Origin of the sequence: Viridibacillus sp. FSL E2-0187 (assembly GCF_038006425.1) — a bacterium.
GTDB classification, from domain to species: domain Bacteria; phylum Bacillota; class Bacilli; order Bacillales_A; family Planococcaceae; genus Viridibacillus; species Viridibacillus arvi.
Map to the genome: position 1 here is coordinate 3,839,335 of NZ_JBBOVG010000001.1, position 12,202 is coordinate 3,851,536.

A 12,202-nucleotide genomic window follows, 5' to 3' on the forward strand; every position below is an offset into this window, starting at 1 on the left:
CCTTACATTGTTACTCCATCTTTGAAGATCGCAATTTCTTTAAAGCCATGTAATTCATTTTTTGTATGCACTTCTCCTGATGCTACTTGAATAATGTAATCGAAGAATTCATTTGTGAGCTGTTCCATTTCAGTATTTTCAACTAGTTTTCCAGCATTAAAATCTATCCAATTCTTTTTGCGATTGAAAAGCGGTGTATTTGTTGAAATTTTAACTGTTGGAGTTGGACCGCCAAATGGTGTACCACGTCCTGTTGTAAAAAGAACAATTTGACACCCACTCGCACCTAATGCAGTTACAGAAACTAGATCATTTCCTGGTCCTTGCAATAAGGATAATCCTTTAGATTGAAGTAAATCACCGTATTCTAATACATCTTGAACTGTGGCAAAACCACCCTTTTGAACACAACCTAATGATTTTTCTTCTAACGTTGTAATACCGCCTTCTTTGTTGCCAGGGGATGGGTTTTCATAAACAGGTTGGTCATATTTTATAAAATAGTGTTTAAAATCATTGATTAAATTGACGATATCATCGAATGTTGATTGATCTTTTGCACGATCCATTAAAATCGTTTCAGCACCAAACATTTCTGGTACTTCTGTAAGGAGCGTTGAGCCACCAAACTGGATCAATTTATCTGAAAAAGAACCTAAAAGTGGATTTGCAGTAATGCCTGATAACCCATCGCTACCCCCACATTTCAACCCTATTTTCAGCTCTGAAACAGGCACTTCTTCACGATGGAATGTTGAAACGTACTCAAATACCTCTTCTACTAATTCCATGCCACTTTCCATTTCATCATCTACTTGTTGCACGCTAAGAAATTTCACTCGTTTTGGATTGTAATCTCCAACAGCATCTTTGAATAAATCGATGTAATTGTTTTCACAACCAAGACCAAGTACAACGATGCCGCCTGCATTTGGATGGTGGATTAAATCTGCAAGAATTTTCTGCGTATATTTCAAATCATCACCAAGTTGAGAGCAACCATATGGATGTGCAAAGTGATAAACACCATCAAAGTTAGCTGCTTTTAAGCTGTTATTACATAATCTAGCAAGATTTTCAGCTACTTTATTAATACAGCCTACAGTGTTGATAATCCAAATCTCATTTCGAATTCCAACATTTCCATCTTCCCTACGGTAGCCTTTAAATGTTGGAACTGAAGTGACTTCTGCTTTTTGTGCTAATACTTTTTCCCCTTCGTATGTATAGCTCAATTCGCCTGCTAGATTGGTTTTTAAATTATGACTATGGACAAAATCTCCGATAGCAATATCTACTGTTGCGCTGCCAATTGAATAGCCATACTTTATAATATTGCTTCCTTTTTGAATTGGTTGAATGGCGATTTTATGTCCACGTTTTATATCTTCATTCAAAGCGATTTCCTTGTCTTGTAATCGAATTACATAGCCCTTTTCTAAATCTTCCAAAGCAATGGTAACATTATCAGCTATATTGATTTGCGTAGTTTTTTGAGATTCCACTTAGTAACGATCCCTTCTTGAAAGATTAAATAGTCCACTAAAATAAAAGATGCATGTATTATTTCAATATACAATTAAGTTAATGAAAAATATTACATGCATTTTTTTGTCCTATTCGATTTGCGTCTATACTATCTTTGTATATCTTTCTTTAAACCTAGGAATTTTTCTAGATCCTCCATATAAGGTAAACCTTCATTATCTCCTGGTACTGTTAATACGAATGCTGCCACAGAGTTTGCAAAGCTTAAACGTTTCTCCATCGTCCAACCGTTAATAATGCCGTAAATATAACCAGATGCAAAGGCATCTCCTGCACCAATTTCGTCGACAATTTCTAAATTTTCTAAGGCTGGTGATGAAGTGATTTGGTCGTCTTCGTAACCAACTGCACCTTTAGATCCACGCTTTAAAACATAATTCTTGATGCTATAAGTTTCTTCTAAAAGTTGAGTTAGTTCATCCATTTTACTTGTTGAAAATAATATTTCTGCTTCTTCTTCGCCCATCATTATCATGTCTACATATGGTAAATAAGAACATAATGTATTGCGCGCTTCTTCAGCGCTCCATAATTTCAGGCGAATATTAGGATCAAGAGTAACATAAACATTATTTTTTTTAGCTATTTTTAATAATGCTAAAATAATTTCTCGGTTATTTTTATGAATGGCTGAAAATACGCCGCTTATGTGAATAACTTTGAATTGCTTTACGTATTCCTCATCTATATCAGTAGTTTCAAATGTTTCTGTAGGAGAATTCCCTCTATAGTAATATGAGTTGATACGATTGCCATTTAAAATTTCTTTAAAATACACTGACGTTGGATAACCTTCCACTAGCTTCACATGCTCAACATCAATACCTTCTCCTCGAGCAAATGAATAAATATGCCTGCCGAATTCATCCTGTCCTAAACGACTAATCCAGCCTGTTTTCAATCCTAATCTTGAACAGCCGATAGCTACATTAAGCTCTGCTCCTCCAACTTTTCTTTCAAAGGAATTTACAAATCTTAAAGGGCCATTAGACATAGGATTCATCGTGATGAGTGCGTCACCTATTGTTAGAACATCCAATATATTCGCTCCCATTCTTTTTGTTTTTACGTTGAAGAACGTACTACTAATTTTGGTTCAAAACGGATAATAATTTCTTCTATTTTTTCATGTTCATCTGTTTTTTGTAATAACTGCTTTGCAGCATATGTGCCAATTTCATAAGATGGCTGTGTTACAACTGTGATTGGAGGATTATATATTTCTGAGAAGCTAACTTCATCTATACTGACCAAAGCAACATCTGTAGGAATTGTTAACGCCTTTTTTCGACAAAACTTTAAAACTTCAAGTAATGTCAGGTCATTCCCACAAATAATTGCATCAGGTACTTTGTCTTGTGAAAACATAAAATGCATTTTTTCCTGCATTTTATGAATCTCCTCACCTGCGTAAAACTGTTCTAATAGCGGTAAGTTGTGTTTTTGTAATGCTTTTTTAAATCCGTCCATCCGCTCTATACGAGGGGTAATATTCATCTCAATAGAGGTTGTTAAAAATGCGATATTTCGATAACCTTTTCCCACTAAATGATCAACAGCAAGAGATGAGGCTTTCTCGTTGTCTAATAACACTGAAGTTATGTCAGTGTTTTCTACAGTTCTATCAACAAAAACGAGAGGATACCCACTTTTCTCTAACTTTTTATATAAGTCTAAATTACCGCCTGTCGGGAAAATTATTAATCCATCCACCTGTTTTGCTCTTAGTGTTTCTATATACTTTCTTTCTTTAGAAGGTTGATCATCTGCATTACAAACTATGACATTTACATTTTTGCGCTGGCATTCATCTTCAATTGCTCGAATAACTTGTGTTGAAAATGTGTGCAAGATATTCGCGACAATAACACCGATTGTATATGTCTTTTTTTGTTTTAAACTACGTGCAATAATGTTTGGTTGATAATTCAACTCTTCTATAGCACATTCAATTCTCTTCTTAGTTTCCAAACTCATATATTCAAAACGGTTATTAATATACTGCGATACCGTACTTTTCGAAACATTTGCTTTGTTGGCTACATCAGCCATTGTCACTCGTTCCATTTGTCATCTCTCCATTTTTAATAAATCGGTTTAGTTATTTATTAAAATTATAGGGTATTATCACTTCCAGTACAATTTTTACAATTTATTGAAGACCGGAAATGAAAAATAATTCCCTATGCATGAAGATATTTTAATCTACTTAAGCTAATGTCTCTTCATTTGGCTTAATAATAGGTTTGACGAAACGAATTACCGATAGCGAAGCAACTATTGCTAAGCCCCCTGCTAATAAAAATGCTGCAGTATATGTTCCTGTAGTATCTACAAGATAACCTGTTAAAGTTGGTCCAATAATCCCTGCAGTATTTGCTAAGAAATGCATGAAACCTCCTACTGAACCTACATTACTTTGATCTACTACATCATTAATAATTGCCCAGTAAATTGCACCAGTTAAGTACAAGAAGAAGACAGATGCTGCTACTAAAGCAACTGCACTTACAGTTGTTGTTACTAAACCCGCAAATCCAATACATAATGCTGAAAGGAATAGACATGATACAAGTATTAATTTACGAGAGAACAAAACACCTTTTTGTAAAAACTTTTTATAAATAAAGTCTGAAACAAAACCGCCCATTGCAAGACCAATAAAACCTAATACCCAAGGAATAACTGTAATAATACTCATATCCTTAACACTCAATCCTCGTGCACTTACTAAATAACTAGGGAACCATGTTAAGAAGAAGAATAAAATATAGTTATAAGCGAAAAATGCAAAAGCAGTAAATAAAACGGTTTTTTGCTTAATATAGAAGGTGAATTTTAATTTACTTTCTTTTATTAAACCCATATCTTCTTTTTGATCATTGTCAGCAGCTTTTCCAGGCTTTTCTTTCACAAATTTCCACCAGAATGCAGCCCAGATTAAACCAATAATCATAATTGCGATAAATGAAATTCTCCAACCATATGCTATAGCAATATAACCAACGATCGGTCCTGAAATTGCCCCACCAAGTGGCGTACCACTATTGGTTAATCCTACAACTGACGCACGTTGATTCGGCGGGAACCAGTTATTGACCATCTTATTTATGGTGGCTGATAACGGCCCTTCTCCCATACCAAATAACACACGAATAACAATCATACTAACAAATCCAACTGCCAAAACTAACGCTCCACTAAATAATGACCAAACAATCATCGCTACAAAAAGCGTCATTTTTGCGCCGAATTTATCTGAAGCCATACCTCCGAAAAAGTTGAATAGCGCATAACCAACAGAGAAACTACTAAAAATAATCCCCATTTGCGTTGCTGTTAACGATAAATCATCTTTAATGAACGGTGCTGCAATTGATAGTGCAGAACGGTCAAGATAGTTAATCACACCAGCTAAAAATAAAAATGCTATTACAACGCCTCTGCCTTGTGAAAACATAAAATCACCCCAATTGTCATTTTAATAAACCGATTTAGTAAAATCGTACAAAATTCACATTTCTCTTACACTCCTGAGTAAGCAATAAAACCGCCATCTACAGGTACTGTTATTCCTGTTACGAAGCCTGAATAAGCTTCATCAGAAAGCCATAATAATGTGCCAAGTAAATCTTCTGGCTGACCGAAACGTTTCATCGGAGTCGCGGTTAATATTTTTTTAGAACGTGGTGTATAGCCACCCTCTTCGTTGATCAATAAATTATGATTTTGTTTTGTTAAGAAAAAACCTGGGGCAATTGCATTTACACGTAACCCCGCTTCAGCAAAATGAACAGCCAACCATTGAGTAAAATTATTAATAGACGCTTTTGCAGCACTATACGCTGGTACTTTAGTCATTGGAGAGTAAGCGCTCATAGACGAAATATTAATAATTGAAGGTGATTCACTTTTTAAAAGTACTTCCCCAAATACTTGACTAGCCAAAAAGCTTCCTGTGAAATTGCTAGAAAAAACTTTATAAAATCCTTCTTCTTTTAAATCAAAGAAACTTTTCCCCTCTGCTTCTTCTTCATAAATTTCAGTCGATGTTATAGCATCATCATCATTTCCGCCAGCACCGTTAATTAATAAATCGATACGACCAAATTGCTTCAAAACTTGTTCTTTCGCTTGTACTAACTCACCGCGACTCAGGACATCTGTTACAACTGAAATAGCCGTCCCACCTGCTGATACTATTTCATCAACAATGACTTGTCCCTTTGCAGCTGTTCTATTCAAGATAGCTATTTTCATTCCGTGGCGAGCAAGCTCAATTGCCATACGGGAGCATAAAACACCGCTCCCTCCAGTAATTACAGCAACTCTATCAGTTAGATTTTCGTGAATTGGTATCATTTCGTATTACCTTCCTCAGCTGTTTTGTAAGCATCCCAAAGGCCAAGTAAATACATAATTCCTAATGCACGATCATATAAACCGTAACCCGGTCTACATTTTTCTCCCCAAATATGACGCCCGTGGTCTGGTCTTACATAACCTGCATAATTTTGTTTATGCAATACGTTTACAATACCTTTGACATCGATTGAACCATCTTGTGTATAGTGGGATGTTTCAACAAAGTCACCATTGTCATAGATTTTCACGTTGCGAATATGCGCAAATGGAGAACGGTATGCATATTTTTCTGCAATTTTCACCATATCATTTTCAGGACTAGCTCCCATAGAACCCGAGCAGAATGTAAATGCATTTGAAGGTGAATCAGAAATTTTGATTAATTTTTCATAGCTTTGGTCACCTGTGATAATACGTGGTAATCCAAAGATTGAATATGGTGGATCATCCGGGTGAATTGCCATTTTCACGTCGCACTCTTCAGCTACTGGTAGAATGGCTTTAAGGAAATACTCTAGGTTCTCCCATAAACGTTGTTCGTCGATTTCTTTATATGCTTCGAATAGTTCAGAAATCTTCGCCATTTTTTCTGGTTCCCAACCTGGAAGTGTTAAATCTGACGCTGCAGCTACAGTGTTAATAAGTTCTTTTGGATCTAAATTTTCCACTTTAGCTTTTTCGAAGAATAATGCTGTTGAACCATCTTCCAAAGGATGGAACATTTCTGTACGTGTCCAGTCGAAAATCGGCATGAAATTATAACAGATTGTATTAACTCCTACTGCTGCAAGATTACGTATTGTTTGCTTATAATTTTCGATGTACTGATCACGTTCAGCATTACCCAATTTAATCGATTCATGGACATTCACACTTTCCACTACATCAGTATGGAATCCAAAGCTTTGAATATAATCTACTTCACTCTGAATCTCTTCTTTCTCCCAAACTTCACCAACCGGTTTTTGATGTAATGCCCAAACTATTCCCTGTACACCTGGGATTTGCTTTACATGTTCTAAAGTAACTGTGTCATTTCCTCGTCCATACCATCTAAATGTAATATTCATAAAGCACCTCCGACATTTTTAATATTAATCAAATGTAATAATCGCTTTTCTAACTTGATCTGGGTGTTTCTCGATAAAATCAAAAGCCTCTTGGACTTGATCGACTGTAAATGTATGTGTAATTAAACCATCATGACGTAACTTTCCTTCATTCAATAATTGAACGATTTTAGGGAACTGGTAGGTTTGTAAACGTGATCCAGTCACTGTAATTTGTTTTTTTGTAATTGGTAATTGTGAAATAGCCGCTGGACGCTCGTCAAATCCTAACACGACAATGTTACCTGCTGCAGACACTACTTCAAATGACAATTCGAAAGTTGAAGGTAAACATACTGCATCAATCACAATATTTGCTCCTTCACCGTCTGTTATTTCCATCACACGTTCTTTCACATCTTCTGAACCTACTTGTATGATTTCATCTGCTCCTAATTGCTTTGCATAGGCAAGTCGTTCTTCACTTAAATCGGTAATAAAAACTTTTGCCCCTTGAATTTTCGCTAGTTTCAAAATACAAATTCCAATTGGACCGGCACCTTGGATTAAAACGGTATCTCCTTTTTCTACTCCGCCTCTCCAAACCGCTTGCGCACCAATTGTATATGGTTCTGCTAACACTACTTCTTCCCATGGTAATGCAGAATCTACTGCATGAAGTTGCTTCTCCGGCAGTACGATCCACTCACGCATACCGCCATCTTCATGAACACCGAAAACAGACAATTGCTCACATACATTAGGTTGACCTTTACGACACGCATAACATTTTCCACAGTAACTAATTGGTTCTACAACGACATGGTCTCCTACTTTTAAATTCGTCACTTCGGAACCAATCTCTACTACTTCCCCTGTTACCTCATGACCAACAACTCTTGGTAATGTAGCAAGTGGATTTGTCCCATGATAAATATGCATATCTGACCCGCATATCCCAACACGCTTAACTTTTACAAGTACATCTGTACCTTCTTTTACTTGTGGTTTTACCATATCTTGCATCACTAATTCATATGGCCCTAATACTTGAAGCGCTTTCATTTTCAACACCCCTTCTTTAAAATCTAATAATTCTAAGTAGTTTTTCTAATTTAGATGTAAATTCATAAATTCAAATTAAAATTCACATTACTTATATCAATCAATTTATTACTTTGTAGAATTTCGTCGTTCTATGTAGCTAATTTAGGTATTTATAGATAATAAATCGGTTTAGTATTAATGAAATATAGTTACTAAATCGGTTTAGTGAAATTATAAAGGATAAATTTTTCAAAATCAATTATTAATTTGGACAATTATTTATATTTCCACTGTTTTTAATAAGATGAATTTAGCAGTAGTGTAAATAAATAGAGAGAATACTAGTGAAGTAAGTGTCGTGAATAATGCCTAACAACTTCGAGTTTATTATTAAATTTAGTATATTTTCCTTCCTTTATCTAAATAATATAAACAGTTCGTTTTTAGGAGGAAGTACATGAAACCGATTATTAAAGTTCTAGATGTCACATTAAACAACCTAAAAAACGTCAAATACGGAACATTTCATATCGATACAAACTTTAACAAATTAGAAGAAGCTAATGTCATTGGATTCTATGGTCAAAATGGTTCAGGTAAGACTGCTGTTGTACAAGCATTCCAAATTTTATCGGCACTTTTAGATGGTGGGATACATAAAAAACTTCCCCATGTTCATCACCTACATATATACTACGGTGAATCATCTTTACAACTAAACTTTCAATTCATCATCAAAAATAAATTTGGCGAGTACTTCTTAAAATACGCTGTTTCACTCGTAGTTGGTGAACAAAGATTAAATGTAATGGCAGAAAGCTTAAGTTACCGAGAAAATAAGCGGGGTAAACGCTTTAAAAATATACTTTCAAAAAACGGAGAGGAAGTTACTATCCGCACTACCAATCTCACCTCTTTAAACCAAAATGATCGAGTTAAAGTATTAGTAGCAAACCATCTTTCTAAAGAAAATCATTCTTCTTTCATTTTCAGAAAAGAAGTTAGAAATATTCTTCCCAATTATTTAGATGAAGTGGAAATGGCACTCATTCAAAATATAATTTTGGACTTCAAAAGAGATTTGCATATTATTGATAACACGCAATTTGGAAACTTAATCTCTAATATTACGATGCCTTTTAATATACATCTCGAAAATAAACGTGGTGTGATTCCTTCCAAATTAGAAGATACTACTTTACTACCAAAAGACATGTTCAATGCAATGAAAGAACTAATAGAACAAACAAACATTGTCCTTAAAATGCTTATTCCTGGTTTACAGATTAAAATTCATGTTCTTCATACCCAAAAATTGAATGACGGATCTGATGGTGTGCTCGTTGAGTTTCTATCCCGAAAAGGCGACATTGAGCTACCTTTGAAATGTGAATCCGAGGGTACATTGAAGATAATTTCTATCTTAAGCACACTCATCGCTGTTTATAACAATCCCAATGCATGCGTTATTATTGATGAGTTAGATGCTGGTGTATTTGAGTACTTATTAGGGGAACTACTTGAAATTATCCATGAGAATGGAGCGGGACAATTGATATTCACTTCTCATAATTTACGTATACTTGAAGTACTACCAATCCATAATTTATGGTTCACTACTACGAATGAAGAGAATCGCTATATGCAATTAAAGGGTGTCAAAAAGCTTAATAATCCTAGAGATGTCTATTTGCGTGCAATTCAGTTAGGTGGTCAAGATGAAGCAATTTACAAGGAAACGAATGCTTATGATATGAAACGAGCATTTAGAAAAGCGGCTATTATTAATGAGTAATAAAGCGAAAAAAGTTGTCTTGTTACTAGTAGAAGGTGCCTGTGAAGAAGCTTTACTATACGATCGAATACGCACATTATTTAATAATAATGAAATTAGATTCGATATTATCAAAGGGGATATTATGGGGGATTTAAATCAAAAGAGCTCCAATATAAAAAACCTAATTGGAGATCGAGTTAAAAGCTATATTAACAAAATGAAATTAGGACCTAAAGATTTATTGGCAATTATCCAAATAGCCGATACAGACGGCTGCTTCATCGATGAATCCGCCGTAATTATTGATGAAAACCAAGATAGATTAACACTCTATAACGCTAAAAACATAAGTGTTCCCAATAGTAGTCAACAAAACAAAATTATTGAAAGAAACAAATTAAAAAGCAAAAACATTCATACTATGCGAACGCTCAATTCAATTTTATCTGGCAAAGTAAATTATCAAATTTATTATTTTTCTAGAGCACTTGAACATATTTTATTTAACGAAGCCAATCCGGAAACACGTTATAAAGTACGTGAGGTTGAGGAGTTTTTAGAAAATGAACAAAAGCCAATAGAAGAATTTCTTTCTAATTTTTTACCCATTTCAACTAGTATGACATTAGAAGAAAAATATATGGAAAGTTGGCAAAGCATATCCGCTGACCTTGCCTCTTTAGAAAGATTTACGAATGTATCTCTAATGTTTGATTATATGAAAATGATTAACGAGTAACAAAAAAGCCTTGAAACCAAATAATTTTGGTTTCAAGGCTTTTACATTACTCATTCAAGCTTTGTACTGTTGGTGTCGTTAAATTTTTTTGACGTTTTACTGGGTCCAATTTACGCTCTATGAAACCAAGTATCAAATCTGTTATAACAGCCATAAGCGCTGTTGGAATAGCGCCTGCTAGAATAATCGCTGTACCATCTGTAGCATTTGTACCACGGATAATAATATCCCCGAGTCCACCTGCCCCAATGAAAGCACCGATTGCTGTAATACCGATTGCAACAACAAGGGCTATACGAATTCCTGCAATAATTACAGAGAGTGAGAGTGGCAACTCAATCATATACAGCACTTGTATGCGTGTCATACCCATTCCTCTACCGGAATCAGTAAGGTCTTTGTTAATATTATTAATGCCTGTATATGTGTTTTTAATAATCGGAAGTAGTGAATATAAGAATACAGTAATAATTACTGTCGTTTTTCCAAGCCCCATGCCTAGCATAAGAATCGCCAGCAATGCAAGCGCCGGTATAGTCTGTATTATATTCGCTATCGTAATGATGAACCCTGATAATTTAGCGTATTTCGAAATAAGTATGCCCAGTGGAATACCGACGATGGCTGCTAAGATTACACCATAAATCGAGATAAGAAAATGTGTTATAAATTGCTCAAATACATAAGAACCATTTTCAGAGAAGTAGTAAAAGAATTGTTGGAATGTATTTAAATCAGTCATCCTTTTTCCCTCCTTCTTCATCCTCAAAATAATTATGTTCTTCTAAGAATTTTTCGGCTACAATAGCTGGTTCAACTAGATTGTTATCAGCTTCATAGTTAAGCTTTTGCATTTGCTCTGTTGAAATTTTACCTATTAGTTTTTCAATCGCTGCTTTTACTTTTGGTTTTGCTTCTAATAATTCATTTACTGCAAGAGTACTTGCATCATACGGTGGGAAAAATTGTCGGTCATCCTCTAATACAACAAGATCATAACTTGCAATGCGACCATCTGTTGTATAGCCAAGAATCACATCCATTTTGCCTGCTTCTACAGCATCGTAGACAAGCCCAATCTGCATAGGGTATACGTCTTTAAAATCAAAGCCATACTTTTTCACAAAGTCTTTATAGCCATCCCCGACACGATTGACCCATGAGTTGTCGACGCCTGCCTGTAAATCTTTTGCGATATCTTTTAAGTCACTCACTTTTTTCAAATGATGTTTTTCAGCCATTTCACGCGTGACCATAAATGCATAAGTATTTGCAAAACCATATGTGTCGAAGAAGGTTTGGTCGTAGCGCTCTTGGAATATTTTTTGTACATTATCCATCGCTTTTTTCGGGTCTTTAACAGGATCTTCTTTTAAAGCCCCAGTAAGGTCTGTTCCTGTATAACGTGTTGAAGAAATATTTGCATCGCCATTAATCATTGCTTGATGCAGGACGACACTTGATCCTAGGTTATTAATCAGTTCTACCTTTTCATCCGTTTCATGTTCAATCATTAATTTCAGCATATTAGCCATGATCTTACTTTCTGTTGTTGTCATTGAAGCAATTTTCACATCATTATCATCACTTGAACCAGTCAGCGAACAAGCAGATAAAAATAACACTGTCATAATCAAGCTAATCGTAATTATTTGTTTATATTTCATAAGCATGTTC

At 35.0% G+C, this 12,202-nt stretch carries 11 protein-coding genes; 2 read left to right on the top strand and 9 right to left on the bottom strand.

Annotated elements, in window-relative coordinates; translation table 11 throughout:
- Window positions 1–2 precede the first annotated feature (2 nt).
- The 7 genes from MHH85_RS18600 to MHH85_RS18630 form a co-directional block, all read right to left on the bottom strand.
- Window positions 3–1,505 (bottom strand): UxaA family hydrolase, encoded by a 1,503-nt coding sequence (locus MHH85_RS18600; protein ID WP_340708040.1) that lies wholly within the window; start codon window positions 1,503–1,505, stop codon window positions 3–5.
- Between the two features lie 131 nt (window positions 1,506–1,636).
- The gene (locus tag MHH85_RS18605; protein WP_340708041.1) at window positions 1,637–2,587 is read right to left on the bottom strand and encodes a sugar kinase; all 951 of its coding nucleotides are present in this window, start codon (window positions 2,585–2,587) and stop codon (window positions 1,637–1,639) included.
- 26 nt (window positions 2,588–2,613) lie between these two features.
- Window positions 2,614–3,615: a substrate-binding domain-containing protein gene (locus tag MHH85_RS18610; RefSeq protein ID WP_340708042.1), complete on the bottom strand. Its 1,002-nt coding sequence runs from the start codon at window positions 3,613–3,615 to the stop codon at window positions 2,614–2,616.
- 142 nt (window positions 3,616–3,757) lie between these two features.
- Window positions 3,758–5,008, bottom strand: coding sequence for an MFS transporter (locus MHH85_RS18615; protein ID WP_340708043.1), 1,251 nt, complete (start codon window positions 5,006–5,008; stop codon window positions 3,758–3,760).
- 65 nt (window positions 5,009–5,073) lie between these two features.
- The gene (locus MHH85_RS18620; protein ID WP_340708044.1) at window positions 5,074–5,910 is read right to left on the bottom strand and encodes an SDR family oxidoreductase; all 837 of its coding nucleotides are present in this window, start codon (window positions 5,908–5,910) and stop codon (window positions 5,074–5,076) included.
- Window positions 5,907–6,983 (bottom strand): mannonate dehydratase, encoded by a 1,077-nt coding sequence (gene uxuA / locus MHH85_RS18625; RefSeq protein WP_193738100.1) that lies wholly within the window; start codon window positions 6,981–6,983, stop codon window positions 5,907–5,909. Before uxuA ends, MHH85_RS18620 begins: the two co-directional genes overlap by 4 nt.
- Before the next feature lie 24 nt (window positions 6,984–7,007).
- Window positions 7,008–8,027 carry a zinc-binding alcohol dehydrogenase family protein gene (locus MHH85_RS18630; RefSeq protein WP_340708045.1) on the bottom strand — a complete coding sequence of 340 codons (1,020 nt, stop codon included), beginning with the start codon at window positions 8,025–8,027 and terminating at the stop codon, window positions 7,008–7,010.
- Between the two features lie 439 nt (window positions 8,028–8,466).
- On the opposite strand from MHH85_RS18630, the gene MHH85_RS18635 reads away from it, so the two are divergent.
- Entirely contained in the window at window positions 8,467–9,804 is a 1,338-nt protein-coding gene (locus MHH85_RS18635) for an AAA family ATPase (protein WP_340708046.1), read from the top strand.
- Entirely contained in the window at window positions 9,797–10,525 is a 729-nt protein-coding gene (locus tag MHH85_RS18640) for a hypothetical protein (protein ID WP_340708047.1), read from the top strand. The genes MHH85_RS18635 and MHH85_RS18640 overlap by 8 nt, the downstream gene beginning before the upstream one ends.
- A gap of 46 nt (window positions 10,526–10,571) precedes the next feature.
- Here MHH85_RS18640 and MHH85_RS18645 read toward each other — a convergent pair whose 3' ends face one another.
- Window positions 10,572–11,267: an ABC transporter permease gene (locus tag MHH85_RS18645; protein WP_193738097.1), complete on the bottom strand. Its 696-nt coding sequence runs from the start codon at window positions 11,265–11,267 to the stop codon at window positions 10,572–10,574.
- Window positions 11,260–12,192, bottom strand: coding sequence for an osmoprotectant ABC transporter substrate-binding protein (locus MHH85_RS18650; protein WP_340708048.1), 933 nt, complete (start codon window positions 12,190–12,192; stop codon window positions 11,260–11,262). Before MHH85_RS18650 ends, MHH85_RS18645 begins: the two co-directional genes overlap by 8 nt.
- Window positions 12,193–12,202: the final 10 nt, after the last annotated feature.

Excerpts from the sequence above, each read along its gene's own strand:
- MHH85_RS18610 (WP_340708042.1), bottom strand. The coding sequence starts at position 3,615 with ATGGAACGAGTGACAATGGCTGATGTAGCCAACAAAGCAAATGTTTCG.
- MHH85_RS18615 (WP_340708043.1), bottom strand. The coding sequence starts at position 5,008 with ATGTTTTCACAAGGCAGAGGCGTTGTAATAGCATTTTTATTTTTAGCT.
- MHH85_RS18620 (WP_340708044.1), bottom strand. The coding sequence starts at position 5,910 with ATGATACCAATTCACGAAAATCTAACTGATAGAGTTGCTGTAATTACT.
- uxuA (WP_193738100.1), bottom strand. The coding sequence starts at position 6,983 with ATGAATATTACATTTAGATGGTATGGACGAGGAAATGACACAGTTACT.
- MHH85_RS18630 (WP_340708045.1), bottom strand. The coding sequence starts at position 8,027 with ATGAAAGCGCTTCAAGTATTAGGGCCATATGAATTAGTGATGCAAGAT.
- MHH85_RS18635 (WP_340708046.1), top strand. The coding sequence starts at position 8,467 with ATGAAACCGATTATTAAAGTTCTAGATGTCACATTAAACAACCTAAAA.
- MHH85_RS18640 (WP_340708047.1), top strand. The coding sequence starts at position 9,797 with ATGAGTAATAAAGCGAAAAAAGTTGTCTTGTTACTAGTAGAAGGTGCC.
- MHH85_RS18645 (WP_193738097.1), bottom strand. The coding sequence starts at position 11,267 with ATGACTGATTTAAATACATTCCAACAATTCTTTTACTACTTCTCTGAA.
- MHH85_RS18650 (WP_340708048.1), bottom strand. The coding sequence starts at position 12,192 with ATGAAATATAAACAAATAATTACGATTAGCTTGATTATGACAGTGTTA.